At 38.3% G+C, this 26,160-nt stretch carries 21 protein-coding genes, 3 tRNA genes and 1 riboswitch; of the genes, 14 read left to right on the forward strand and 10 right to left on the reverse strand.

What is annotated here, in order from left to right; genetic code table 11:
* The first annotated feature begins 75 nt into the window (after positions 1–75).
* Together LC419_RS19270 and LC419_RS19275 are read left to right on the forward strand one after the other, a co-directional pair.
* Positions 76–1,257 (forward strand): hypothetical protein, encoded by a 1,182-nt coding sequence (locus LC419_RS19270; protein WP_223608865.1) that lies wholly within the window; start codon positions 76–78, stop codon positions 1,255–1,257.
* Complete coding sequence (locus LC419_RS19275; RefSeq protein WP_223608866.1) at positions 1,241–1,822, forward strand: hypothetical protein; 582 nt, start codon at positions 1,241–1,243, stop codon at positions 1,820–1,822. Before LC419_RS19270 ends, LC419_RS19275 begins: the two co-directional genes overlap by 17 nt.
* On the opposite strand, the gene LC419_RS19280 is transcribed toward LC419_RS19275, so the two are convergent.
* Positions 1,771–2,346, reverse strand: a complete 576-nt coding sequence (locus tag LC419_RS19280) for a 5-formyltetrahydrofolate cyclo-ligase (RefSeq protein ID WP_223608867.1) — start codon at positions 2,344–2,346, stop codon at positions 1,771–1,773. The two genes, LC419_RS19275 and LC419_RS19280, sit on opposite strands and share 52 nt — an antisense overlap.
* Positions 2,347–2,358: 12 nt before the next feature.
* The gene (locus LC419_RS19285) at positions 2,359–3,729 is read right to left on the reverse strand and encodes a rhodanese-related sulfurtransferase (protein ID WP_223608868.1); all 1,371 of its coding nucleotides are present in this window, start codon (positions 3,727–3,729) and stop codon (positions 2,359–2,361) included.
* A 390-nt stretch (positions 3,730–4,119) separates the two neighbouring features.
* Here LC419_RS19285 and LC419_RS19290 point away from each other — a divergent pair, with 390 nt between their 5' ends.
* The gene (locus LC419_RS19290; RefSeq protein ID WP_223608869.1) at positions 4,120–5,646 is read left to right on the forward strand and encodes a trypsin-like peptidase domain-containing protein; all 1,527 of its coding nucleotides are present in this window, start codon (positions 4,120–4,122) and stop codon (positions 5,644–5,646) included.
* Between the two features lie 60 nt (positions 5,647–5,706).
* On the opposite strand, the gene LC419_RS19295 is transcribed toward LC419_RS19290, so the two are convergent.
* The 3 genes from LC419_RS19295 to LC419_RS19305 form a co-directional block, all read right to left on the reverse strand.
* Positions 5,707–6,162: a hypothetical protein gene (locus LC419_RS19295; protein WP_223608870.1), complete on the reverse strand. Its 456-nt coding sequence runs from the start codon at positions 6,160–6,162 to the stop codon at positions 5,707–5,709.
* The gene (locus tag LC419_RS19300; protein ID WP_223608871.1) at positions 6,162–6,542 is read right to left on the reverse strand and encodes a RidA family protein; all 381 of its coding nucleotides are present in this window, start codon (positions 6,540–6,542) and stop codon (positions 6,162–6,164) included. The genes LC419_RS19295 and LC419_RS19300 overlap by 1 nt, the downstream gene beginning before the upstream one ends.
* Positions 6,543–6,684: 142 nt before the next feature.
* The gene (locus tag LC419_RS19305; protein WP_223608872.1) at positions 6,685–9,297 is read right to left on the reverse strand and encodes a putative LPS assembly protein LptD; all 2,613 of its coding nucleotides are present in this window, start codon (positions 9,295–9,297) and stop codon (positions 6,685–6,687) included.
* A 27-nt stretch (positions 9,298–9,324) separates the two neighbouring features.
* Here LC419_RS19305 and LC419_RS19310 point away from each other — a divergent pair, with 27 nt between their 5' ends.
* The 11 genes from LC419_RS19310 (at position 9,325) to LC419_RS19360 (ending at position 17,787) form a co-directional block, all read left to right on the forward strand.
* Entirely contained in the window at positions 9,325–10,611 is a 1,287-nt protein-coding gene (locus LC419_RS19310; protein WP_223608873.1) for an N-acetylmuramoyl-L-alanine amidase, read from the forward strand.
* Between the two features lie 58 nt (positions 10,612–10,669).
* Positions 10,670–10,744 (forward strand) — tRNA-Glu (locus tag LC419_RS19315).
* A gap of 11 nt (positions 10,745–10,755) precedes the next feature.
* The gene (locus LC419_RS19320) at positions 10,756–11,076 is read left to right on the forward strand and encodes a hypothetical protein (protein WP_047454243.1); all 321 of its coding nucleotides are present in this window, start codon (positions 10,756–10,758) and stop codon (positions 11,074–11,076) included.
* Between the two features lie 67 nt (positions 11,077–11,143).
* A complete protein-coding gene (rpsT, locus tag LC419_RS19325) occupies positions 11,144–11,398 on the forward strand; it encodes a 30S ribosomal protein S20 (RefSeq protein ID WP_034738887.1) in 255 nt (84 codons plus the stop codon).
* A gap of 10 nt (positions 11,399–11,408) precedes the next feature.
* Positions 11,409–11,480 (forward strand) — tRNA-Glu (locus LC419_RS19330).
* Between the two features lie 100 nt (positions 11,481–11,580).
* Positions 11,581–11,652 (forward strand) — tRNA-Glu (locus LC419_RS19335).
* Between the two features lie 271 nt (positions 11,653–11,923).
* On the forward strand, positions 11,924–12,961 hold the full coding sequence (locus tag LC419_RS19340) for an AraC family transcriptional regulator (RefSeq protein ID WP_223608874.1): 1,038 nt from the start codon (positions 11,924–11,926) through the stop codon (positions 12,959–12,961).
* Positions 12,962–13,081: 120 nt separating this feature from the next.
* Complete coding sequence (locus LC419_RS19345; protein WP_223608875.1) at positions 13,082–14,734, forward strand: serine hydrolase; 1,653 nt, start codon at positions 13,082–13,084, stop codon at positions 14,732–14,734.
* Positions 14,735–14,916: 182 nt separating this feature from the next.
* Positions 14,917–15,573 (forward strand): FadR/GntR family transcriptional regulator, encoded by a 657-nt coding sequence (locus tag LC419_RS19350; RefSeq protein WP_223608876.1) that lies wholly within the window; start codon positions 14,917–14,919, stop codon positions 15,571–15,573.
* Positions 15,574–15,628: 55 nt separating this feature from the next.
* A complete protein-coding gene (locus LC419_RS19355) occupies positions 15,629–16,834 on the forward strand; it encodes an MFS transporter (protein ID WP_223608877.1) in 1,206 nt (401 codons plus the stop codon).
* A gap of 179 nt (positions 16,835–17,013) precedes the next feature.
* Complete coding sequence (locus tag LC419_RS19360; protein ID WP_223608878.1) at positions 17,014–17,787, forward strand: T9SS type A sorting domain-containing protein; 774 nt, start codon at positions 17,014–17,016, stop codon at positions 17,785–17,787.
* A gap of 150 nt (positions 17,788–17,937) precedes the next feature.
* Here the strand turns inward: LC419_RS19360 and LC419_RS19365 are convergent, their stop codons facing one another.
* From LC419_RS19365 to LC419_RS19385, 5 genes are all read right to left on the reverse strand, one after another.
* Positions 17,938–20,217 (reverse strand): DUF5074 domain-containing protein, encoded by a 2,280-nt coding sequence (locus tag LC419_RS19365; protein WP_223608879.1) that lies wholly within the window; start codon positions 20,215–20,217, stop codon positions 17,938–17,940.
* Positions 20,218–20,255: 38 nt separating this feature from the next.
* On the reverse strand, positions 20,256–21,464 hold the full coding sequence (locus LC419_RS19370) for a cell surface protein (protein WP_223608880.1): 1,209 nt from the start codon (positions 21,462–21,464) through the stop codon (positions 20,256–20,258).
* A gap of 16 nt (positions 21,465–21,480) precedes the next feature.
* Positions 21,481–22,614 carry a YncE family protein gene (locus LC419_RS19375; protein WP_223608881.1) on the reverse strand — a complete coding sequence of 378 codons (1,134 nt, stop codon included), beginning with the start codon at positions 22,612–22,614 and terminating at the stop codon, positions 21,481–21,483.
* Positions 22,611–24,641 carry a TonB-dependent siderophore receptor gene (locus tag LC419_RS19380; RefSeq protein WP_223608882.1) on the reverse strand — a complete coding sequence of 677 codons (2,031 nt, stop codon included), beginning with the start codon at positions 24,639–24,641 and terminating at the stop codon, positions 22,611–22,613. The genes LC419_RS19375 and LC419_RS19380 overlap by 4 nt, the downstream gene beginning before the upstream one ends.
* 108 nt (positions 24,642–24,749) lie before the next feature.
* Positions 24,750–24,935, reverse strand: a riboswitch (cobalamin riboswitch).
* Between the two features lie 277 nt (positions 24,936–25,212).
* The gene (locus tag LC419_RS19385; RefSeq protein WP_223608883.1) at positions 25,213–26,154 is read right to left on the reverse strand and encodes a transporter; all 942 of its coding nucleotides are present in this window, start codon (positions 26,152–26,154) and stop codon (positions 25,213–25,215) included.
* Positions 26,155–26,160: the final 6 nt, after the last annotated feature.

Here is a 26,160-nt window from a genome sequence, read left to right on the forward strand (position 1 = left end):
AATTGTAATACATTTGTAAAATAGTTTTACAAATAAATAAAGCTGATAATCAACAATTTAATTATTTTATAAAAATTGACAGATTTAGATCTATTGCATTTTGAACAGCTAAAAAAAGACGTTCAGACCGAATATTTAAAAAGATCCACCCCTTCCCATGATGATATTTCAAAATGGAAGGGGATAGATATTATATATTTCCAGGAAGACCTTCGCAAAAAAGCCAAAGGCAACATCAGTGAAAAGTCATTTTACACCTATTTCAAAACTTCGCCGGTTACCAAATTACCAAGAATTGATATGCTCAATTTATTGAGTATCTATGCGGGATACGAATCATGGTATGACTTCAAAAAACAACATCTTTTTGCAGGAGAATTACTGCTTGAAAACGAAGATCTTGAAGAGGAAGAAATCGAGGAATTAGAAAAAATGGTTGCCGCAGCGCCTGATCTTCCGAAAACTGAAATTTCATCCAAAAAAATCGAATATCTGCCACAGGAAAACCTTGATTTACAAAAATCAAACACTGATAATCAAATTGTTACACAAAACACAACACCGGTAAATAATGCAGAAATACAACCTGTAATAATTAAAAAGAATTTCTTTAAAAAGAACGCCTGGGCTATTATTACTTCTATCTTAATTACCATTACCGGAGTTCTTGGTTTCAAGGACGAAATTTTTTCCAAAACTTATAAATATTGTTTTACGGATAAGGACCGTGGCGTTTCCGTCATCAATACTCTTGAAATAAGAGTGATTAAGGAAAATGAATCTCCGCTTTTATTTAAAATCAAACCTGGGGAATGTTTTTATTATTCTACCAAGGATAAAAATGTAAAAATGCAGATCAGTGCTCCCTTCTATGAGTATCTGGAAGTCAACCGTAATCTAGAAAATGCTCCTGAAGAGGAAATGATCGAGCTGAAACCTGATGATTATAAAATGGCAGCCTATTATTTCTCCATTAAAGATGTGAAAGGCGGAAATCCTGAGGAACAGATCGCTCTGATCAAGCAGAAAAGAAACCAACTGGAAAATCTGATCAGCAACAGCGCCATTATTTATCAGGTATACGACAACAAGACATACGGTATAGAAAGGCTTGATAAGCAAAAATACATTACACTGGTCACAACCCCTACCACATCTCTGAAAAACCTTAATGTCATAGAGATGAAAAAAGACAGTAAAGGAAAAATAGTATCTATTAAATTTAAAATTGCATCCACAGATGAAGAGAATAAATAAGTTTTTAATTTTCGCAGTACTTTTTTTAGCATTTGTTTCCTGCAATAATAAAAAGACTGAAGTAAGCGATCTGGATAAGCTGAGAAACAGCACCAATGTAAAAAGCTATCCGGCGGTACAGATGGACAGCATGCAGGCCATTAATTCCATTACAAAACAAAAGGTACAGGAACTTCTTGACCTGTCTACTTTATATTTGTCCGGCAACAGAAATACAGAAATCGATACGGTAATTTTTTCACAGATGGAAAGTTATTTCCACAAACCGGATTCTCTGACGTTTAAAAAGCTTTTACGAGAACTGGACAGTCTGAAAGTAAAATCGGTGAAAGTAAACAGCCTGAATGTTTACAAAGAATTCTATAAAAAGGATACATTGGATTATGCTAAATTCAATCTGGAATATTTTGATGCAAAAAATAAATCTTTGGGAACTTTTGAGAAAAATGCACAATACATTTTACTTTCCACCCCGATGATTAAAAAAGAATTTAAATTTTATTTCTTAGATTTCTATTCTGCCCCATTGAAGAAAGACAGTACCTCAGTAGGCGTCACTAAGTAGTTCAGGGGCATATCATTTTCCCAGACATCGTCAATAGATTCATCCGGACTGAAATAGTTAGCACCAATCTTTTTGGATGCGGCAGAAATACTTTGGAAAAATACGTCGTAAAAGCCTTTTCCGTAGCCTACTCTATTTCCTTTATCGTCGCAATACAATAAGGGCGTGATCACAAAATCAAAATGAAGTTCTCCGGAATCTTCATTGGAAAAAGGCTCGGAAATGCCCCAGATGCTGGTTTCAAATGCCGTATCTTCAGTAATTTCTACTGAGATAAGATCATCTGCTACAACTTTAGGCACGAAAACACGGATCCCTTTTTCTAAAAAAGCATCAATAAATAGCTGTGTATCTATTTCACTGAACTTTTTGATCGGCAAAAATACATGCACCTTCTGCCCTTTTTCAGGCTTGAAATAATTAAGAAAATTGTTTAATATTTCTTTAGATAACAGGAAAGCCTCATCAACTGACAAGGCTTTTCTTTTCTGCATATATTTTTTTCTAAGTTCAGCTTTTAGCATTACTCAATCATTTTATACGTTTTCAGAGGGCTGTATAATTTTATACAATTTGTCAGACAAACGGACTCTGAACGGAATTTCAAAAGTGATCTGATCACCTTTTTTAGCCGTTTCACAAGGACCTCCATTTGCATAAATTTCCGTAATGGTAAGTTCCTGCTCACCGGTTGTAGGTCCTGAAATCAAAACTTTGTCGCCTATTGAAAGTTCTTTATTTTCAATTAAAAACTGTCCGATTTTCGATTTTGTATAATAATGTTCGGCCTTTCCAACCAATACTTTTTTAATGGCTATTTTCTGGCGGATATTTTTGGTTTCAGCTTTTGCTAAAGGTTTACTTGGTAAGTCCCCTGAATTTTTAAATTTCAGAGCATCAGATTTTCCTTTTCTGAACACCTTATTTCCAACCTGCAATCCTTTTCTTAATTTCAGCTGTTCCTCCAAAGGTAAATGAATGATATCCAGACATTCCGTAGAACAACAGTTTTCCATGGCTTCTTTACACTCATCACACTGAATAAACAATAAATGACAGGCATCATTGGAACAGTTGGTATGGTTGTCACAAGGTTTACCGCACTGATGACACTGTGCAATAATATCTTCTGTAATTCGCTCCCCTAAACGGTGATCAAACACAAAGTTCTTTCCGATAAATTTGCTTTCTATCCCTTCTTCTTTGATCTGGCGGGTATATTCAATAATTCCGCCTTCCAGTTGGTACACATTTTTGAAGCCCTGATGTTTGAAGTAAGCACTGGCCTTTTCACAACGAATTCCGCCTGTACAGTACATCAATAGATTCTTATCTTCTTTAAAATCCTGAAGCTGCTCATTGATAATCGGTAAACTTTCTCTGAAGTTTTCCACATCAGGAGTGATTGCTCCTTCGAAATGCCCCACTTCACTTTCGTAGTGATTTCTGAAATCCACAACAATCGTATTGGGATCTTCGAGCAAATTATTAAATTCCTGTGCCTTTAAGTGAATTCCTTTATTGGTCACATCAAAAGATTCGTCGTTCAAACCGTCGGCAACGATTTTATGTCTGACTTTGATGGTCAGTTTTAAAAAAGAATAATCATCCTGGTCCACCGCTACATTTAAACGGATGCCTTTCATAAAGTCGTACACTTCCAGCGTCTCGCGAAAAGCCTCAAACTGATCCGCGGGAACACTCATTTGAGCATTAATTCCTTCATGGGCTACATAGATACGGCCAAGTGCATCAAGGGCGTTCCAGGCTATAAATAATTCGTCGCGAAATTTCTTGGGATCTTCAATTTTGGCATACGCATAGAAAGACAACGTAAGGCGTTCCTTACCAGCTTCATCAATAAGTTGAGCTCTTTCTTCTGCGCTTAAGGTGTTATACAGTTGCATGCTATAAACGTTTTAAGTGAGAAAAATATTTTTGCAAATATAATGATTTTTCAATTGAATCCCTTTTTCCTGATATGAGTCATGATCAGGAAATAACAGGTAATGAGTCACCGAATGGTGATAAATGAAAGACTTTTAGATAAATTGTCGTATCTTAATCATGACATTTTATCCTCCTTCAGCTTACAAAATGTCACATTTTGGCTTTAATATTTTTTTAAGTTTTGTTAATACATTATTCGTAATTATGACATAATACATAAAATGACATAATAGCCGTTAAATTTTAGTTAAAATTGAAACACAGCATGCTAATTGCTTACTTATTTAGCATTAAATTTGTTTACGTTAAAACAAAAAAAATCAATAAATAAAAAAGAAAGATATACAATGAAGAGTACTTTAAAAAAACTATTACCATTTGCAGTAGTGGGCGTTGTCTCAGGAGCTACTACCGTTGGGACACTACAATATTTCGGTAAGCATAACAGTAACGCTGACCAGTCTTACTTCACCGCTGCGGCCCCTAACGCTTCATTCGTAGGAATGAACACAGCAACTGTGGGCGATGATTTTGTAAAAGCATCAAAAACAACCGTTCCGGCTGTAGTAACCATTAAAAATTATCAAAGCAGATCTACGAGCAGAGCTTCAGAACAGGATTTGTTTGATTTTTTCTTCGGAGATCCTTTCGGAGGAAGAGGACAGCAGAGACAGAAGCAGCAGGCTCCGGACAACATGCCATCAGGAATGGGATCCGGGGTGATCATTTCACCGGACGGATATATCATCTCCAACAACCACGTGGTAGCAGGAGCGAATAAACTGGAGGTTGTTCTAAGCAACAAGAAATCTTATATCGCAACACTAGTAGGAACTGACCCAAACACCGATATTTCTTTACTTAAGATCGAAGAAAAAGGGCTTCCTTATTTAAATTTCGCCAATTCAGATAATATTGAGGTTGGACAATGGGTACTTGCCGTAGGAAATCCGCTTGGATTAAATTCTACAGTAACCGCAGGTATTGTTTCAGCTAAAGGAAGAGGAATCGGGATCTTAGGAGGTCAGGGAAAGGCTACCAACCCAATTGAAAGCTTTATCCAGACCGATGCCGCAATTAACCCGGGTAACTCGGGAGGAGCGCTGGTGAACGTTAATGGCGATCTGATCGGGATTAACTCTGCGATCCAGTCTACTACAGGATACTATCAGGGATATGGATTTGCAGTTCCGGCTAATCTGGCAAGAAAAATCGTTGAGGATATCAAGAAATTCGGAATCGTACAGAGAGGATTTTTAGGGGTTTCATCATTAGACCTTTCCAGCGATCAGCAGGTAACGGCTTACAACAAGCAGTTCAAAACCACTCTGAAAGTAGGTTCAGGAGTTTATGTGACCGGATTTGGAGATAACAGTGGTGCTGAAGATGCAGGTCTGAAAAAAGGAGATATCATCACTAAAATTGATACGTACGATATTACAGATTTCGCGGATCTTTCCATGTCTATCGGAAGCAAACGTCCGGGAGATAAAGTTCAGGTAACTTACTCAAGAAATGGTAAAGAAAGTACAACTACGGTAACCCTTAAAGACCAGAAAGGAGGAACTACCACCAGAACAAAAGCTGATCTGAGCGTGACTGAAAAAATAGGAGCAGACTTTGATCCGCTTACTGAAAAATTCAAAACAGAATACGGACTGAACAGCGGTGTAGTTGCTAAAAACGTAAGCGAAGGCAGCGAAATGGCGAAGATCGGAATCGTAGATAATTATATCATCATCGAGATCAATGGCAAGCCGGTGAATTCACAGAAAGATGTAGAAAAGGTACTGGATAAATACCAAGGTAATGTACAGGTGAAGTTTGTGGACGACTACGGAAGAATCTATACCAAAGGATTCAGAATGCCTTAATCCATAAAGGCAACGGTCTATTCATATCAACAAAAAACGCTGCAGAATCTGCAGCGTTTTTTATTTGGTTTTGTTCATTTTCTCAGCAATTCTCTTCTTCTTGTTCCGCTCATAAATAACTTCTACAATCTTTCCTCCAATCCACGAGAACGGGAAAAATGTAAGGAAAATAGAAATCTTATAAAACGTAGGATGGTACGGAAATATAATAACATCCAGCATGGCAATGAAAAGCATAATAAAGCCGATAAGAATAGCATAAGCCACTTTAGCGTACTTCACGATAAGAGCAGTAGCGACTCCTCCGATCGTAGATCCAAGCCCTGAAATAAACAGCAGAAATCCGAAAAATGCATTATCGTTCTTCATGCTGTAAAGAAATCTCTGCCAGTGCTCAAAAGGAGCAAAAGCTTCGAAAGTGATCCATTGCGGAAACACTCTTATACCAAGAGTGATAATAAGCCCCGCTATACCAAGGCCTACAAGAACCGCAACTGTATTTCTAATAAAATTCATTAATCCTGATGTGCAATCATAGAAATTTCAATATCCACATTCTTAGGCAGACAAGAAACCTGTACCGTTTCACGCGCCGGATAGCTGTCTGTATCAAGGTATGAAGCATAGATATCATTCATAACTGCAAAATCATCCATGCTCTTAAGGAAGATGGTCGCTTTTACTACATTTTTGAAAGTCATTCCAGCTTCAGTAAGGATCGCCTCAAGGTTTTTCATCACCTGATGTGTTTCCTTCTCAATTCCCTCTACCAATTTACCAGTTGCAGGATCTACAGGAATCTGTCCGGAAATATATAAAATTCCGTTGGCCATATTAGCTTGTGAATAAGGCCCTATTGCTGCAGGTGCATTAACTGTGTTGATTATTTGTTTCATATATGGGTATTTATTTTTTCAAAAGTCATATGCAATCACTATTTCCGGTATTCGTTTGCTCACTCAATTCGTTAACCGTGATTTCATTGAATTTATTTTGGTTGCAAATATAAAATTTATATTTACAATAGTCAATCTGATATTAGAAAGGTGCGTTAGGCTGTGTAAAACTTCTGTCCTTGTACTTCAGTGCATCACTTAAGATATTGGCTTTGATCCCGATAAAGAAGTCATATACCTTATACTGTCCGAAAGGCACCCAGTTAAAGTTGATCGTAAAACTTCGCTGATCTCTTGAGAATCCGATTCTGGTATAGGCCAGATCTTTCGTCACAAGGTCAAAATGCGTACTTCCGTTGATATTCCAGTAAGGAGTCAGCTTAATACTACCGTCCAGCCCTACAGAAGCAATTTTGGTTCCAAGTAAGGAGGTCCCTTTTGAATAAGCGTAGTTTGCATTGATATTTAAGGTCCAGGCCTGATCGAAATGGGCATAATTATCATCATCAAAATAATAATTTTCATTCCTCACTTCTCCTTTTGCAGGATACTTTTTAGCATAATCTGTTTTCTCTCCGAATATCTCGCTGCTCAAAGGATAAGAAAGCTGTACGTTGAATCCCTGTACACTGAAATGACCGAACTCTTCCGTTCTTATTCCCTGCGTAGCACCCGGAGCAAAATCAATTCTATAAGGATCCAGTGAAAGACTGGTGTTCACACTTAGTTTATTATTGAAGAAAGAGGACTGCCCGTTGATACTGAATACAGACCACGGGTGATCTTTTGCGGCAAAATTATAGTTTCCGGATAAGCTAAGTGATTCGAAGATCTTTATTTTTTTCACTCCCGTAGAATCACTTTTAGATTTCACCTTCATTTCGATATTGTTTCCGATATTGAAACCTAAAGCTCCTACTACTCCACTTGACGGGCTTCCTACAATTCCTTTATCAAAAATAGAATAAGGCGTTAAAGCACCCTCCGCATTGTAATAATTTCTGTAATATCCGAAACCGGGACTGGAGAAATCCGGTGAATACGTAAAGCTAAGACTCGGTGTCATCATGTGTCTTATCGCTTCTACAGCAGCTCCTTTTTTAAATTTCAGCATTCCGTAAAGCGTGGTCTGAAGACTTGCTGAAGTAGAGAATGTAGAATACCCTGCAACGTTCTTCTGAACTTCGTCCACATCAACCGTTTTTATAGGATCATAATATCTCTTAAGTGTTTTCGTCGTTAAAGCGTTATCAATATTCGCACTTAAACTGAACGTGAAATATTTCGCTACCGTTGTATTGGTTCCTAAAGCAATATTATTTTTAAGACCTGTCTGCATTTTATCCCACATCGCCTTTGTAAAAAGCTCATTTTCCTGGGTGCTTACATAGTTGGTCAGATTGAAACCCGTATTCACTGTAATATTTTCAAGAAGTCCCTGTCTTACTCCTGTTTTAGATTTAAACAGATAAAACTGATTGATCGCCACGTTCATCTGAGGAAGACGAAGATCCGCCAGTCCGGTGGCAAAGTTTTGAGCATAGGATGCAGATCCTGTAATTGTAATTGGCAGTTTCAAGAATCTTTTGGTTACCGTTACCGCTGAATTCTGTTGCGTGTTCAGGACATTCTGATTGAAAATATAATTATTGTTCAGGTTATTGTTGTAAAACTTTGTACTTACGATATCCACAGAGGCACTGAACGTCAGAAAAGGATTTGATTTTGAATCCTGAGTGTGTGTCCATGCAATTCTGTACGTACTGTTTTTGTTATAATCATCCAGACCTTTGATTCCACGTATCATCGTTCCGACATCTGCTGTAAATGTCCCGGAATACCTGTATTTCTTCAGATAGTTCATCTGTGGCCGTATATTCCAGCTTCCTTTGGTATAAATATCGGCAAGCACTTTAAGATCAAAATGTTCCCCTATCGGCTGATAATACCCCAGTCCGTTGAGGAAAAACCCTACATCTTCCCTTTCCCCGAAACTCGGAATCAGAATACCGGCTGCCCTCTTGTCTGAAAACGGAAGGATGGCAAACGGCAGAATCAGAGGGGTAGGAACCTTCTCGATATACATCTGGATAGGCCCGGTAACGATCTGTGATTTATTTTTAGTCTTGATCAGCTTGATATTGGAGGCACGCATAAAATAATCCGATGCCGTATCTTTTTTCTTGATATAGTATTCATCGGTGGTATAATCTGCATTCTTCATCGCGAAGACAGAATCGTTATACTTTTTGGTTTTCTGTGCGGTAATTACCCCTTCGTTTTCTTCGGTTCTTGCATTGAATGCAATAGCCTGTTTCGTTTTGGTATTGTAGCTGAACTCGTTGGTTTCATATTTTTTCCCCGCCTGAGTAGTGATTACGGGTTCAATAATCTTCCCCAGGGAATCCTGTTTTCCACGGGCATAGATGAGATTTTTATTATCGTCGATAGAAATATAATCCGCATCAATCTGCATATCCTGGTATTTTACCTGGGCATTTTTATTGAGGAATGTCATTTTCTTTGGGATGTCTCTTCGCTGATCATCCGCTTTTGTGCGGAGAATATCATCTAAAGATTCCTTTTTTACAACAATGGTATCCTTTTTGGAAATAGTATCATTAACCACATTTTTAGGCAATTTTTCAGGTGTTTTCTGTGCTAAAAAATTGTTAAAAATTAGGATAATTAAAATTTGTAATATATTTTTGAGGACGGTTTTGGCCAATTTTTGTTCTATATAATTAAGGCTCAAAATTAATATAATTTTTAAAACTGTAAGATGCACAACCAAAATTTTAAAATAATTTTATCATTTCTCCTTATTTTATCGAGCACTTTAATATTTTCGCAAAAGAAGTTTACGATCGTTTTAGATGCTGGGCATGGGGGAAGTGACCATGGAGCGAACCGATCTTATGCAGACATTGGAAGAGTCGCAGAAAAAGATGTTACGCTTGCCGTTACCCTAAAAGTTGGGGCAATGTTGGAGAAAAACAGAGATTTCAAAGTAATATACACCCGTAAATTTGACGAATATCCTTCTCTTTCGGACAGAACCAACCTGGCGAACAGAAGTAAAGCAGATCTTTTTGTATCCATTCACTGTAACTCTTCACAGAGACCTACCGCTTACGGAACTGAAACCTATGTACAAGGACCGAATCAGAACGATGAAAACCTTGAAGTAGCCAAAAGGGAAAACGATGTGATCTTTCTGGATGAAAAAGACAGACAGACCTTCGGTTCTTATAACCCAAGCTCTCCAGAATCTCTTATCGCCCTGAAACTGCAGCAAAATAAATATCTGGAGTCCAGTTTACTGCTTGGCGGATTGGTAGAAGATAATTTCGTGAATAAAGATAAAAGATTTTCAAGGGGTGTTTTCCAGAAGAACCTTCACGTTCTCCGTATGAATGCCATGCCTTCCGTACTGATAGAAACCGGATTCATCAACCATCCTGAGGAAAGCCACTATCTGGCATCCGAAAAGGGACAGACCGAAATTTCGGAAAGTATCTACAACGCCATCATCGATTATAAAAAAGCGATTGACCGAAAAACAGGAGGATCAGTTTCAGTGAAAAAACCTGAACCTGAGAAACCCGCTGAGTCTCCTCTGAAAAATGATTTCAGAATTCTGCTGCTAAGTTCACCTACGAAATACAACGACGGAGATCCTGCTTTAAAAGGTCTGAATTATATTCTTCCTCTTAAAGATAACGGACAGTACAAATATTACTACGGTGTAACGAACATGGCTTCGGTAAAAGACATCAATTTAAAAACAGCCAAAGATGCAGGGTTCAGAAATGCGTATGCGGTAGGATTTATGCCTAATCAAAAACTGCTTTCAGGCTACTATACTATTGAGGTTTATACGGGCGAAAAGCTAAATGGAAACTCATTTATCTTACAGACACTGAAGGATGTAGAACGCAACAAAGAGAACGGAGTTTTCTATTATACGTATGGAAAAGTATTCACTTTGGAGGATGCCGTAAAGCTCCAAAAAGACCTTGAAACCAAGGGAATCAAGAATACGATTATTCAAAAAGTTTTTAAATAATTTGAAAAATAATTTTGAAGTTAAAAAGTTAATCATTACTTTTGCAACCTCAAAATTTGGCCTATTCGTCTAGTGGTTAGGACTCAAGGTTTTCATCCTTGCAACAGGAGTTCGATTCTCCTATAGGCTACCAAATTTGATATCATGCCGGATTTAAAAATACAAGAAGCAAAACTTCTTTTTAAGAAAATCCACTCTAACCCAAAAAGTTACGATTTACAAATCAATGAAGACGGGATTACAGGCAGGGATGATAAAATAAGTTTCAGACTTTACCGGACTGGAGAAAGGGTCGCCTTTGAAGTAACAATTGATGGACTTACCTTCACCAACACGACTGGAGAATGGAACAACGCAATGATTATGTTAAGTAGCACAATCAAGAAAATAGAACGAGAACAAGAGAATTTAAAAATAGAACAAGCAATAGATAAACTCAGAAAATACCTGTCAGAAGAAAATTAAAAAATTTTAAAAATAAATTTGGCAGATTAAAAAAAAGTTTATAGTTTTGCACTCACATTTGAACGATATGGCAAATCATAAATCAGCATTAAAGAGAATTAGACAAAACGAAGTTAGAAAAGTTCGTAACAGATACTACCACAAAACTGCTAGAACAGCAATCAAAGTTTTGAGAAATGAGGAAGATAAAGCTGCAGCTACTGAGCAACTTCCAAAAGTTATCGCTTTGTTGGATAGATTAGCTAAGAAAAATATCATCCATAAGAACAAAGCTGCTAACTTAAAAAGCAAATTGGCAAAGCACGTTAATAAATTAGCGTAACAGCATAGTTGGCCCGTTCGTCTATCGGTTAGGACCTCAGATTTTCATTCTGGTAAGAGGGGTTCGATTCCCCTACGGGCTACAAAACTTAATCACTACTAACCGGGTGGTTATACTAAGAGTTGAAACTTATAAAAACAAAAAACTAACCCTGTAGGTATTTTATTTACAGTTTGGTAGATGGCCCGTTCGTCTATCGGTTAGGACCTCAGATTTTCATTCTGGTAAGAGGGGTTCGATTCCCCTACGGGCTACTTAACAACAAAAAACTCTGGTAATTTTATCAGAGTTTTTTTGTGGATTATACTTCGGATTTTCTACAATCTTTCTTATGTAGTCTCTTCCAAAACCTATTATATTTTTTTAAATTTCGGCTTGTTTTCAACTTCAATCATCATTTCAGGAAACTGGATTCATCAATATAGAGCATATCGGGTTTAAAAATGGGCTAGAGCCATTGATCTGCATATTAATTCTCAGAAGAGAAACTATAATTTGTAGTTTTGTAGTATTCAAAATAAAAACATGGCATTCATTAACGACCTAGGTAAGATTATTGTTTTTTTGTTTTTACTGTTAAGTGTTTTTCTGATTACCGCAAAATCCGAAAGAAAATTACCTGATTATTTATTTGCTGCTTTTCTCCTGGTATCTGTGATAGATTTTTCCGGTCTTTTCCTATCCCCTCCAGACTCCAAAATAATCAAAGGAGGAAAACTGGCCAGCGTTCTGTTGCAGATGCCTCTGTATTATTTATATGTCAACTCAGCCTGCTATTATAATTTCAAGCTTCATAAAAAACACCTTCTCCATGGACTCCCGTTTTTATTCGTTTTTTGCTTCTTCAGCATAACTGGAATTTCAGAAAAGGGTTATAAGATATTTGATGTGATCTCTATCATTCAATATTACTATTACATCATTGCTGTATTTCTGGTGTTGCGGAATTTCAGAAAACTATATCAGGAAAATTATTCCAGTAATCATCATCTTACCTATAAATGGCTGATGCAAACCACTATTCTTTTTCTGATTGGAAACCTCTTCGTTCTGATCAGAGGATTCGTAGAGAACAATAGTCCTGTTTATAACTATTTATTCACTTTCACCTCTGTGTTTGTCTTATTTGTGATCACCTGGTTTGTACTGAATGCTTTATACCGTCCTAATCTTTTTGCCGGGATCAATAAAGATCTGGTTCCTGTACAACCGGAAAATAAAGTAAAGGAAGAACCGGAGCAATTGAAAAGCCTTCTGAAATTCATGGAAACTGAAAGGCCTTATTTAGATGACAAACTGACATTGCAGAAATTAGCTGAACAGATTAGTTTACCCGAAAAGCAATTATCCCTGCTGATCAATCAACATACCGGGAAACATTTTTTTGATTTTATCAATGAGTTCCGAATTAATGATGCCAAAACTCTCCTCAAGGAGCAATCGCAGTTAACCGTACTGGAAGTATTGTACGAAGTGGGGTTCAACTCAAAATCTTCATTCTATACTGCGTTTAAAAAGGAAACCAACTTAACCCCTACAGATTACAGAAAATCAATAGTTTAACTGTGTCCGATTTTAAGTCGGACAATTTTTATGATTCAAAATCAGTCCGGGTTCCGGTAGTCGGATGTTTATCCCATGGTAAATTTCCAGATTTGCTTCATCATTTAAAAATTAAATCAAATGAAGCTATCAATCCAATGGGCATTGTTCCTTTTTTCTTTATTAAGTTCCGGACTATGCTCCGCCCAATCCAAACCAACTGATCCGATCAGGAGAGCAGATTCTCTGCTGACTATCTATCAACAGGAAAATACTCCGGGTATGGCCATTGCCATTATAAAAGACGGAAAAATAATCTATAAGAAAACCTACGGACTGGCTAATCTGGAAAACAAAACTCCGATCACAGATTCCACGGCTTTTAATATAGCCTCCGTTTCCAAGCAGTTCACTGCATTCATTACTCTTTTGGCTGAAAAGGAAGGAAAACTATCTCTGGATGATGACATCAGAACCTATCTGCCTGAACTGAAACATTTGCCTTATAAAATTACGATCCGCCAGTTAGCCAATCATACCCATGGATTACCCAACTTTTCGGAAATAAAAAAACTGCAGGGTTTTGGGGACGAATTTAAGGTAACTCATGAGGAAGGAGTGCAAACCATTCTGGGAATTAAAAGCATCAACTTTCCTCCCGGGGAAAATTACCAATATAACAACACGGGGTTCACACTGCTCGCTGAAATTCTCCACAGGATTTACAAAAAGGATTTTAATCAAATCGCAAGGGAATTTATTTTTAACCCTTTGCATATGAAAAACACCATGGCAATAGATCATCCTGATACAATCATTCCAAATGTAGCTGAATCCTACAGGTCAAAGGGCAACACTTTTCTGAAATATCCTATCGCACAAATGGTGAACGGCTCATCTAATATTTATACAACACTGAATGATCTGTGTCAATGGGCCATCAATTTCCAGAAGCCGGTGCAGGGAGGCCGTGAGGTTTATAACACAATGCAAAAGAATACCGCCCTCAATACCGGCAAGACCATAGAATATGGATTGGGACTGCAAACTGAAAAGTATAAAGGTTTAGACCTTGTATTTCATGGTGGTGGTACAGTGGGCTATCGTGCCTATATTTTACATGTTCCTTCTCAACAGTTTTCTGTAGTAATGCTGGGCAATAAGCAGAGCTTTGAAGGTTTACAGATTGTTTATCAATTGGTAGACTTCTTTCTCAAAGATCAAGAGACGCTTCCTTCCCTGCCACAAAAAACAATCTATACTCCAACTGAACTCAAAAAATTTGAAGGAGTTTATGAATTCAGTCCGGGAAATTTCCTTCAAATATCAGCGGAAGGGAAAGATCTTAATGTAGGAACCTATAATCGAAAAGGCAAGGAACCGCTTCAGATCATTGGGGATAATAAATTTAAGATTACTTCTATTCCTACAGCAAGTTTAACCTTTAATAGCGGTGCGGTTGTCCTTAGAATCGCCGATTTTACGTACACTGCAAAAAAGGTGACCCTGAACCCGCCTAAAATTGATAAAACGGTTCTGAACAAACTGGTCGGTTTTTACAGGAATGAGGAATTTAATACAACTTATCAGCTCGTCATTGAAAACAATAAGCTCATAGCAATGCATCCTTTAAATGGTGATATTGAACTATATCCGTTAACATCTACAAGCTTCTACTCCACAACGGATTATTTCGGACAACTTGATTTTAAATATGATCAGAATAATGGAGTTACGAAGTTTATGTTATCTGGATCTAATCTTGTCAATATTGAATTTAAAAAAATAAAATAGTCTTATCTATAGCAATTACCGGGGTTATCTCTTAAACGAGATAGCCTTTTTTCTATTGATGAGCTCCCTGAATACAACTTATTTTTTCGTTCTTTTTCAATGTAAATAAAATCCTTTCGGAAATTGTATTTAAATATTTTAAAAAAGTCATACCTTTGCATTCATCAGATGATAAGATGTATATGCAAATTCAAAGAAAATCATTGGCTCAGGAAGTCGCAGAAAGATTAATTCAGGGAATTACGAATGAAGACTATGCGGTAGGGGATAAGCTTCCGATTGAACCGGAATTGATGAAAATATATGGGGTCGGCAGGTCCAGCATCCGTGAGGCTATAAAAATTTTATCGATAAAAGGGGTTCTGAGTGTGCAGCAAGGTGTAGGTACCTTTGTGACTTCAAAGAATATCCAGGAATCACTGGAAGATCAGATCAGTAATGCTGAATTCAATGAAGTGTATGAGGTTCGTTCTCTCTTAGATTCAAAGATCGCGGCAAAAGCAGCTGTTAACAGAAGTGAGAAGGAATTGGAGACTATTAAAATGCATCTGGATCTCAGAGATCAGTTTGCAGAAGAAAACCAGGCACTGGAGTGCTATCAGGCAGACATTAATTTCCATATATCTATTGCTGAAGCATGTGGCAATACCCTATTGAAAGAAATTTACCGAATTGCAAGCAAACATATCCTAAGAACTTTTGAAAGCAGTCACAATAACAATACGGACTCTTTTAAGCTTTCTCAAAAAATACATACTGATCTTTATAATGCTATTGAAAATAAAGATTCCGACACTGCTGCGCGTATTGCCCAGCTGATTGTTGAAAAAGTATACTAAACATTAAATTTATAACAAAATTCATCAGATGACCTGACGAATTAAAGATTACATTATGGAAAAGGTACATACACAAACCATTGATACCACTAAAATTGTTTATCCTATTTTATTTATGATCAGTTTTTCGCATTTGCTGAATGATCTGATCCAATCTACTATTCCGTCATTATATCCTATTCTGAAAGGCGAATTCAGTTTATCATTTGCGCAGATCGGGATCATCACGCTGGTTTTTCAGCTTACGGCTTCTATTTTACAACCGTTTGTTGGAATTTACACCGATAAAAAGCCCAATCCAAGATCTCTGGCCATAGGAATGGGACTTTCAATGGCCGGTTTATTACTTCTGGCCGCTGCTCATCAATATTATGTGATTCTGATTGCCGTTGGACTGATTGGTATGGGATCATCTATTTTCCATCCTGAAGCTTCAAGAGTTGCCCAACTGGCATCCGGCGGACAAAAAGGACTGGCTCAATCGATCTTTCAGGTAGGCGGAAATTCGGGAAGCGCTATCGGGCCTTTATTGGTTGCATTAATTATACTTCCTCTGGGACAGGGCTATGTCGCTCTTTTTGCGATTGCCGCTTTTATAGGAATCATCGTATTATGGAGAATCGGAAATTGGTATGCAGAAAGATTATCATTTAAGAAATCAGCGAAACATCCTGATAACATTATTGAGATACAGCTTTCCCGCAAAAAGGTCCTATTTTCTATTACCATTCTGTTGGCTTTGGTATTTTCCAAATACATCTATCTGGCATCCATGACGAACTATTTTACGTTCTTCCTGATTGATAAATTTCATATTTCCGTACAGGATTCCCAGCTGTATTTATTCATGTTTCTTGCAGCCGTGGCTATAGGAACTATTCTCGGTGGAAAATTGGGTGATAAATACGGAAGAAAGAAAATTATTTGGGCTTCTATTCTGGGAGCAGCCCCTTTTACCCTTTGTCTTCCCTACCTTTCTCTGGGATGGACCATCGTATTTGCTGTTTTAATAGGGTTAATTATCGCATCGGCATTTTCTGCCATATTGGTGTATGCTACCGATCTTATGCCTAATAAAATTGGATTGGTCGCGGGATTATTCTTCGGGTTCATGTTTGGAATGGGAGGAATTGGTTCTGCAGTTTTAGGAGCTGTAGCAGATGATACCGGAATCGAATATGTATTCAGAATTTGTGCATTTTTACCTCTTATAGGTATTATCACAGCTTTCTTACCCAATATTAAAGGTCATAAAAAATAGGCTGAAAATAAAAGCTGTAAAGAACATCCTTTATCCATTTTGATCATACTATTTTCTGACGGGCAATATGCTCAAGGTTAAGGAATCATTATATATTTCACATTTTATAGAGATAATATTGTATACATATACTTTTATGCTTAAATTTGGTTAAAACATTAACCGTAAATCTCTATAGTATGAAATCTATTTTACTTTCCAAAAGCCGCCTTTTTCAGGCCGCCTTATTTTTAGCCTTTTTATTCCAATCGAATAATTCACAGGCACAAAGCAGAATCTATGCAAACGATCAGCATTCCAATGTATATGGAGTATGTCTGGGATGTGCCGTACAGAATCCTCTGAATGCCGTGGGAGACAACGAAGACAATTACTCTACCATGGTCATGGGTACCGTTTTATTGGGGGGCGTTGAACAGACCCTAAGATTCCCTTATGTGAGAATCAACACTAAATTAGTAATCGGTATCGGAACCAATAACATTCCTCTGACAGTTCAGCTGTTAAGCGGTGTGTATATAGAAACGATCAGCGGAACGACGTCTAATAATGACAGCCAAATGATCACGGCTAGTTTACTGAAGCTAGCAGACACTCCTAACAGAGCAACGATTGAACTTACTCCTGCCAGCTCATACAACGCCGTTAAAATCAGACTGAGCGGAGGTGTATTAAGTCTTGGTGGTGGATTCAGAGTATATTATGCTTACCAGGATCCGCTTGCTACGATCATGGCTTACAGCAAAGCCGGACAGATTACGCTGGGTGGTACTGTTCCATTAGAAGGAGCTGAAGTTACTCTAAGAAATACTTCAGGAAAAGAAGTACACCGTTCTACCCTGAAATCAAATACTTTTGAACTGTCTACTCCACAACCGGAAGGTGTTTACATCCTGACCGTGGAAGCAAAAGATAAAAAGACTTACACCCGTAAGATCAGAATTACAAACTAAGTAACAGGACTTATTAAAACTCCGGCAGGCTTTTAGCCTGCCGGAGTTTTTTTTGAACATTTTTAAACTTTTTAGAAGTTAATTACAAGTTAAAAAAAATCAGCGGCCCGAAGGGCCGCCGATTCCTTGAAATAAAATAGACTGTGAAAACTATTTTTTGATCAATTTTTGTTGGTATACTGCTTTATCAGTTACCGCTTTCAGAATATATACTCCGTTCGGAAGCATGCTTACATTGATCTGGCCATTGTTAAGCTGCGTATTCACTATTTTTCCGGAAGCATCATAAACGGAAACGGTTAGAATTTTCTCCTGAGTTTTGATGGTAAGAATATCGGTCACCGGATTCGGATAGATGCTGAATTCAATTTTCTTCACTTCTGCTGTCGCTAAAACAGAAACTGTACTGTTTACGGTAAGGGTTTTCTCAACCACTTTTCCGTTTGAATTAAAGCTGATCTTGATATCAGCAATTCCTGAAGCAATCGGTGTCAGAACAAGTTCATCATTTCCGTTGATTACTGCAGATACAGCTGCCGGATTTGAATTGGATTTAATTGATTTTACAATAGCTGATGAAAGGTTATCCTCATCAGAAACGATTGTTTTCAGATCAATCACAGATGCACTGTTCACACTAACCTGTGAAGGGAACGTACTGCTTACTGTAGGAAGTGTATTATCCGGGAATACGGTTACAGCAGGGAACCAATAATAATCATTAAGCGTTTTTGTATTGGTAAGGGTTCCGGTTGCATCATAAGTATGGATCCAGTTTTTCTGGTAGTGGGCACCAAAGCCACTTTCTGTTGTATTTAAGATCAACTCATCCGTTATAGGATTCACACGAAGTGCGGCACCGTAAGGAATTTGCTTATAAGTACCTGTCTGACCAGGAATTGCAGCAAAGTTTTCGTTAAATACTTTTGTCGTTACATCAAATTTTACGATCTGTGCTCCTGACACGAAACTGTTTACTGAATTATTCCAATATAAAACATTTTGTTTGCTGCTTGCTGTAAAACTTCCAGCATTCCAGGCTCCCCAGGATCCTAAATATTTAGTCGTCGGGATGTTATAAGGAGTCGTTGCAAATGTCGTTGTATTAATGTTCACTACTTTCTGATCCTGAATGGCCCAGATACTTCCGTCTTTTGCCTGAACAATAGAATGGAAAGCTCCCGGAATTGTGCTCACCAGCGTATCCGTTGCCGGGTCAATTACTAAAATTCCGGCAGACTGTTTCACGGCAAATACATATTTCGAAGAACGGACCATATTCCCGATCTGTCCTGCATACTGGCCGCCACCGCCTGTTCCAGTGATCAGGCTTCCCACCTGCATATTCGCGATATCAAATATAAAAATACCGTTCGAAGCTCCGATGTATCCTTTATTCTCATTAACTCCGACGAATGACCTTCCGTCACCTCCGCCGATATTATTAAATCCTGCGATTTTCTGCATCGTTTGCGCATTCGCTACGACCAGCCTTCCTCCAGGCGTATATTGTGTATCACCACCGTCTGCAGCCTGCTTAGAAATAAAATAGAATTTATCTCCGTAGATTGTTCCATATTGCGTTGTAGCACCAAAGGCCTGGTTATTATTAGCATTGCTGTACACACGGTAATTGATCTGTCCGTTACTGTCAATGAAGTTCACAGAACCATTGGTATGCCCGAACCATTCTTCATTCACAATAAAATATCCATTCGTAAAATTGGTTGATGCCACATAAGGAGATACTGGCGTCATCGTTGATGAAATAGGGAAAGAAGCCATTCCCGGGTTAAAATTCCAAACATCATATGACCCATTCTGAAGGACACGGGAAGTAGCACCTACTCCTGAATATCCGAAATCGGCATCTGTAGGATCTTTTACCCAATATGACCAGTAGCTGTTGTACCATCCTGATCCCCAATGATCTGAAGCATCGGCTGCCGTATAATCATCAAAATCATAAGCAGCTGTATTTACGATACCATTGACAGGGTAATAAGGATAAGTTACATTCCCGCTTTTATAGAGTGCATTGCTGTTCTGTCCGTTCAAATCAAAGCCCATTCCTCCGATTGCAGTTCCGAACTGTGTCCCCGGATAAAGCAATGTGAAAAATCTGTGATCTGCCTGTGCAATCGCTTTCAGCATGTCTTCTCCGGTAGCGTTTCCGTTCCATCTGAATCCCCATACCAAAGCATCAGGATTTTTGCTGTCATTCCACTGTACCACGAAAGCTGCTTCGTTGGTACCGCTTCCCACCCAATACTGAATATCAGAAAAACTGATATTGGTGGTTACTGTCGTATTCAGCTGATTGCTGCCAGTACCCTGAATATCATTTCTGGGTACGCCCTGTACTTTTACCTGTGCATTCGCAAAGAACGCAAACAGAAACAGTACGGTAAAAAGATAAAACTTTTTCATTTTTCGAATTATATATATTAAATTTTGTTTTCCATTTTCTAATTGAGATGCAGGTCATAGGCTCCTGCCACTTCTGTGGAAACCTCTCCAAGCCAGCCGGCTTCCTGATTGATTCCCGTATACACCTTTATAAAATCGATGCCCGGAAGTTTTACATACTTTCCGTTCTTATCTACAGCCCAGGAAATATCTATGTTGGAAGCTTCATCGTTGTTCGGGGCGTTGTCTGCATAGCCGTACTCATAAGAGGTTCCCACCCAATAAGTCCCCACTCCGCTCTGGTCGTAAAAATTATCCTTAAGTCTGGTCCCCGTAAGTGTGTAAGAAGCAGTCGGGAGCCATAAAGGATAATAGCTTTGCGCATGGAAGGCGTTTCTGGTTTTAAATCCAGAATTCCCTATATTATCCTGCCACTTGATGTACTCCACATCAGCTTGCCAAAAATCACTTCCGGGAACAGGCGGCTTGCTTTCGTTGGGTTTGAAATAGGTTATGCTGTAATTTTTCGTTGTTGAATTTTTAAAATATTCGCTGCCGGCGATCTCATACCATTCATCCTCGTCCGGTTTACCGTTGTTATTTTTATCATAGCCAACCATGATGATACCGGGTTCGCATGATCCTGTTCTGGTAGCATTGGCATCATTTCCCCAGAATGAATTTCCGAGAATTTTAAAATCTCTTCCGTCAAGGTTCGGGATCGTATGATCGAAGCCGAAAGCAACATAGCCTCCGAAACCGCCAAGCGTAACCATCGTTGAATTTCCCCCTACCAATGATTCTTTTGCCTTTTTGATCATATCCAACTCCGTATTTCCGTTCAAATATTCCGGGTTCTCATTGATAAACTGGCCTATAGCGGGACGGAATTCAAAGACATCTGAAATATATTTACTGTAAGGCGTGAGTTCTTTATTAACAATGATAGTCGACTTATAAATCTTCACCGCTCCTTTTACCTCTACTTTCAATGTCAAAGGATAGTTTTGCACGGTGGAACTCACAAAATCCAATTGCAGATGATCGGAAATAACAGCATCATTGATGCTCCAGGTCAGCTTGCCGTCAATTTTTGGATCTATACTTAAAAGTTTAAGCCTGTCAATTGTATATGATTCTTTAAGAACTTCTGCTGGAAAAGTTACTTCCTCCATCACTTCTTCACTATCGCTTTTACAGGCTGCCGTTCCCAACAGCAAGGAAGAGAGAAGAAGTGTTTTTAAAATATGTTTCGTTTTTCTTTCCATTATTTTCCTGATCTGATTATTTATATAAAAAAGCAAAGTGAGCAGGAATATTTCCGCCTTCTGTTTTCCACTTGAATTTTCCGCTCTTGTCGAAACAGTATACATATCCGGTGGTTACATAATTTTTCGCATCCGTTAGATAAATGTCTTCCGTATAAGGATTTACAGCAATTCCATAAGGCGCTTTGATCTCGTCCACATATTGCTGGTCGATGATTTTGTTGGAAATAACCTGCTCGGTCTTTACATCAATGATTCCAAAGGTTTTGACGTATGTATGGGTATTGTAATTAAATTCATTTCCGTAATAGTACAGCTTATCATTGACGATTGTCATTCCGCTGACAGCAACGTGAAAGTCTTTTTTCACAGTACCTGTAGCAGCATCCACAAGGAAAAGACTGGATGGAATGTTATAATAATCTCCTCTTGAACTTACATACAGATCTCCATAGTTGTCCTTTTTAATACGGTGAAGATTAATGGCCACATCAATTTTCTTGATTTGCGTAAAGCTGTTCAAATCAATAACGGAAACGGTTTTGTCATAATTCGGGAACATATATCCCCCGGAATTAGCCACAAAAAGCTGATCTCCCATAATTTCTATTTCTTCCGGCTGATATCCAACTACAACCTGCCTTTCGATGTTCAGTGATGTGGTATCAATTTCCACTACTTTTCCCGGTGGCGAGTTCGGATTCAGATCAACGGGACCTGCGTAGCTGCTGGCATAGACTTTATTGCCTTTAAAAGCCAGATAACGGCAGTTCTGCAGCTGTATAGTCTTGATTCTTTTGGCTGTTTTCGCTTCCAGTACTTCAATTTTATTGGAAACATTCACTACGACATACATTTTGCTACCGTAGATCATGATATGATTTCCCACATCACCCAGCTCTTTTACCACACTCGGATTGGTTTCCCCATAAATATTTTTACGGTATGTTCCTGTCGCATAATCGAAATAATCGAGCGTACATTTGTTGCTGCCCATATTTCCTTCGTTCAGAAGATAAAATCCTTTAATAGGTGTATCTTCTCCATTGCTTACCTCTTTTGTTTCCGAAGGAACTATATTGTCATCTGTCCTACATGAGAACAGAAAGAAAAGAGTAAAGGCCAGCAGGCAAAAGTTTAGTTTTTTCATAATGTAAAGCTTACAATAAGTTTAAAATTTCTTCCGGGCATCGGATAATTCCTGACCACGTCATAGTATTGATTAAGGACGTTATTGACCTCAAAACCGGCATTAATCTGGTGAGAATGCCAGTTGAATTTTTTCTGAACGGATAAATCATGGGTGTACCATGGCTGAAGATAATTGGCTTTGATATTATTCAGCTGGGCATCATAGCGTTCTCCGGTGTACATAAAACTGTAATTGAAACTCCAGTCTTTATAGTCTGCCATCATGGTAAAAGTTAATGCATGCCATGGCACATAGGAGATCTGGTCACCGTAATAATCGTCACTTTTATCAGTATAATCTCCGGCGCGCTGATAGGTATAGCTTACCAAAGGTTTCAGTTTCAATTTATTAATATCAAATTCAGCCTGAACATTCACGTCTGCCCCAATGATTTTTACTTCACCCAAATTCACCATCATCCATCTGAAAAGATTGGTGGTAGGAACCGCGATAATCTTGTTCTCAACTTCATTATAATAGCCATCCACTTTCACATAGATTCCTTTAAAAAATTGATGGTCATAGAGTTTCTGATAGGTGAAACCTGCATCATACTGGTTCGTGTATTCAGGTTTAAGCATTACATTCCCGATCATGGTGTAATACAAATCATTGAAAGTAGGCATTCTGAAAACTCTTTTGTAGAAAGCCCGAACGGTAAGATCTTTAGATTCAAAAGGCTGATAGCTCAGGAAAGCGGAAGGGGTCCATTCGGTTTTATCGGGAGACTTCGCATTCATTTTTACGTTTTCATGGACAAAAGTTCCCAGAACACTTCCCAGAAACTTAAATCTATTCCATTGATAGGTCGTAGCAAAAGAAACGAGCGAAGTATAACGGGTAGGATATGAAAAATCCCTCAGACTGGCATTGAGATTATTATACTGAAAATCAAAACTCGCACTTACATCCCAGTTGTTATTAATAGAATAAATATTTGAATTGGAAAAATAGAGCTCTCTCTGAACATAAGAATTATCTATCGGCAGCGCTGTGTTGGCTATATTCACTGTATCTAAAAACCGGGTGTAGTCGTAAGCAAATTTAGCTTTGAACTGCGTTTCAAATTTTGGAAACAGCTTTTTTCGGAAACTGGCCTGGACAAAATAGTTTTCATCCAGCATCTGCTGACCTTTAGGTGTGAAATTATTATTAACAATGGCTGTGGGAACTCCACGATCGGAAATATAGCCGTATCCGCGTACACTCCAGCTTCCGTCATTAATGGTTCCGTTTAAGGTGCCTTCAAAACGTTTCGCTCGGATGTAGGAATCATATCTTCTGGCAATGGTATCATTGGCAACAGATCCGTCGGAATTTTTCTTTTCGTATTTATATTTATATAATCCATCGCTTTGTACAAATTCCGAGCTGAAACTTGCCGAAACTCTGTCTGAAAGCTTCTGCTCCAGACGGAAGGAAGGATTAAACAAACTGATCGAACCTAATTTCAGCTTAACCGTCAGATTGGTCTTCTGATCTCCTTTAAAAACAGGTATTTTAGGCTGAAGATAAATAGATCCGGAAGATCCGAAGTCCTTTGCAGGCTGAAAAATTTCACTTTTCTGACCATTATATAAAGAAATGGCTTGAAGATCATCCAGTGAAAATTTTCCAAGATCCACGATTCCGTTCTGAACATTTCCCAGCTGGATACCGTCATAGAAAACACCCACATGCTGGCTTCCCATACTTCGGATATTGACCGTTTTCAGGCCACCCATTCCGCCATAATCTTTGATCTGAACTCCTGAAAAATACCGTAAAGCATCGGCCACCGACTGGCTGTTCAATCTTTCAAGTTGTTCCCCTGAAAGGATCTGTGCGGGAAGAATTTCTTTAAAATCTTTTTTGTAAAGCTGGATAGGAAGAATGGTTTTCTCCCTGAGGGTGTCTCCGGATTGTGAGAATATAAGTTGAGATGCTGCCACAAATAATGTGATAACGCCTTTTTTAAACTGTGAAGCAGTATATTTTCTGACCATTAGCTCATTGAGAATAATGTTGACGCTAATGGATATAAGATAGCAAAGATAAAGCGCAGCTGTTACTGCACAGAATCATTGTTGTCCTAAGCTTTATTCCACGAAAGCATCAAACGTTTATCTTCTGGCAGGTCTTCTGACTTACTCCGTTTTTGAAATCCTTCCCATTAAAAAACAGTGGATATACTCTTCAAAAACTTTGATGTGGAGCTTACAGCAGCGGGTCTGTTCCGGATTTTCACCGGATTCCCTTTTAAGTGCTTTTTACAGCGCACCAGATTTCGGCAAAGATAGAAAATAATTAGCAGATGCAATACATCACATAATAAATTAACTATCAACACTATAAAAACATCTTAAACGACATTTTTAATGACTAAAAATTGTAAAGACTCTTTTTTTTAATGGAAAAAAGCAAGTGTGCAAAGAAGAGATTGTACAAAAACCGGTGGCTTTGGGAACCTCAGCCAGCGGTTTTTTTAGAAATTACAGTAAAATGTAAAATTACTTCTCATGTAATGAACATTGAATAACCTACACTTGATGGCTGAGGCTCGAAGCCACCATGACCTTAAATTCCAAAATTGATAAAAACACTGAATCTTGATTTTGCTTCAATGTCCCCACTTGCCAGATTGGAATAAGCAGGCAGCATGACCTCTCCTCCCAGACTGAACTTTTTATAGGAAGCCTCAAAACCGAGTTTTCCATATAAAGCGCTTCCGGCCGTTTTGGGCAATACCTCGTCAAACTGTTTGTTTTTATCATAAACTTCGCCCTGAAGTCCGGCTTTTGCAGAGAAAATGGCCTTTTCATTTCCTGAAAGCTGATAAAAACCTGTCGCGGCGTAATTCCACTGGTTTCCGAAACGGTAATTCTTTTTGTTTTCGGTTTTTACGGTGTAATCTGTGTTGATCAGTACAGCCAGCTTATTCTTTTGAAACTTATAATTCAAAGCGGCCTGATAATCCCAGCTTCCCGTTCCCAGCTGAAAACTTGGATTAACGCCAGAAGCTCCTTTTTCATCAAATTTTCCTAAAGGAATTTTGACTCCCAAACCTCCATTAAGCTGGTGAAAATTATCTTTAGAACTCACGATCCGATAAATTCCCATCAGGTTCAGATCTCCGATCCCATTAATGTTGATATCGCCCTGCATGGTTCTCTTCTCATGAAAATGAAAGGGCAGGCTGGCGTATACACTCAGCTTTTCTGTCAATGGAATTTTCCCCCAAACCTGCAGGGTATTGAAATACTGATCCTGTGTAAGATCTTTTACAAAAAGATTTTCTTTAGCTTTATAATGCTGGGCAAAATATTTGATCCCGATAAACTGCGGATTCAGCAAAGATTCAAAACCGGAAGACCCGTTTCCTGCAGCACAGCCGCACGCATCACAGTCGTCAAATACAATTTTATCTATATGATCTGCGATATACAAACTGTCGTTGATTGTTTTAGCCTGACAGACTAATGATAATGTGATGCTCAGTATAAAAATTATGTTTTTCATGTTCAT

This window comes from Chryseobacterium sp. OSA05B, assembly GCF_019970065.1.
GTDB lineage: Bacteria > Bacteroidota > Bacteroidia > Flavobacteriales > Weeksellaceae > Chryseobacterium.

What these genes read in the sequence shown, in the direction of transcription:
- LC419_RS19375 (WP_223608881.1), bottom strand. Translation starts at nt 22,614, where the DNA reads ATGAAAAAACTAAACTTTTGCCTGCTGGCCTTTACTCTTTTCTTTCTG.
- LC419_RS19345 (WP_223608875.1), top strand. Translation starts at nt 13,082, where the DNA reads ATGAAGCTATCAATCCAATGGGCATTGTTCCTTTTTTCTTTATTAAGT.
- LC419_RS19285 (WP_223608868.1), bottom strand. Translation starts at nt 3,729, where the DNA reads ATGCAACTGTATAACACCTTAAGCGCAGAAGAAAGAGCTCAACTTATT.
- LC419_RS19380 (WP_223608882.1), bottom strand. Translation starts at nt 24,641, where the DNA reads ATGGTCAGAAAATATACTGCTTCACAGTTTAAAAAAGGCGTTATCACA.
- LC419_RS19355 (WP_223608877.1), top strand. Translation starts at nt 15,629, where the DNA reads ATGGAAAAGGTACATACACAAACCATTGATACCACTAAAATTGTTTAT.
- LC419_RS19350 (WP_223608876.1), top strand. Translation starts at nt 14,917, where the DNA reads ATGCAAATTCAAAGAAAATCATTGGCTCAGGAAGTCGCAGAAAGATTA.
- rpsT (WP_034738887.1), top strand. Translation starts at nt 11,144, where the DNA reads ATGGCAAATCATAAATCAGCATTAAAGAGAATTAGACAAAACGAAGTT.
- LC419_RS19290 (WP_223608869.1), top strand. Translation starts at nt 4,120, where the DNA reads ATGAAGAGTACTTTAAAAAAACTATTACCATTTGCAGTAGTGGGCGTT.
- LC419_RS19360 (WP_223608878.1), top strand. Translation starts at nt 17,014, where the DNA reads ATGAAATCTATTTTACTTTCCAAAAGCCGCCTTTTTCAGGCCGCCTTA.
- LC419_RS19340 (WP_223608874.1), top strand. Translation starts at nt 11,924, where the DNA reads ATGGCATTCATTAACGACCTAGGTAAGATTATTGTTTTTTTGTTTTTA.
- LC419_RS19370 (WP_223608880.1), bottom strand. Translation starts at nt 21,464, where the DNA reads ATGGAAAGAAAAACGAAACATATTTTAAAAACACTTCTTCTCTCTTCC.
- LC419_RS19320 (WP_047454243.1), top strand. Translation starts at nt 10,756, where the DNA reads ATGCCGGATTTAAAAATACAAGAAGCAAAACTTCTTTTTAAGAAAATC.
- LC419_RS19275 (WP_223608866.1), top strand. Translation starts at nt 1,241, where the DNA reads ATGAAGAGAATAAATAAGTTTTTAATTTTCGCAGTACTTTTTTTAGCA.
- LC419_RS19295 (WP_223608870.1), bottom strand. Translation starts at nt 6,162, where the DNA reads ATGAATTTTATTAGAAATACAGTTGCGGTTCTTGTAGGCCTTGGTATA.
- LC419_RS19300 (WP_223608871.1), bottom strand. Translation starts at nt 6,542, where the DNA reads ATGAAACAAATAATCAACACAGTTAATGCACCTGCAGCAATAGGGCCT.
- LC419_RS19280 (WP_223608867.1), bottom strand. Translation starts at nt 2,346, where the DNA reads ATGCTAAAAGCTGAACTTAGAAAAAAATATATGCAGAAAAGAAAAGCC.
- LC419_RS19365 (WP_223608879.1), bottom strand. Translation starts at nt 20,217, where the DNA reads ATGAAAAAGTTTTATCTTTTTACCGTACTGTTTCTGTTTGCGTTCTTT.
- LC419_RS19310 (WP_223608873.1), top strand. Translation starts at nt 9,325, where the DNA reads ATGCACAACCAAAATTTTAAAATAATTTTATCATTTCTCCTTATTTTA.
- LC419_RS19385 (WP_223608883.1), bottom strand. Translation starts at nt 26,154, where the DNA reads ATGAAAAACATAATTTTTATACTGAGCATCACATTATCATTAGTCTGT.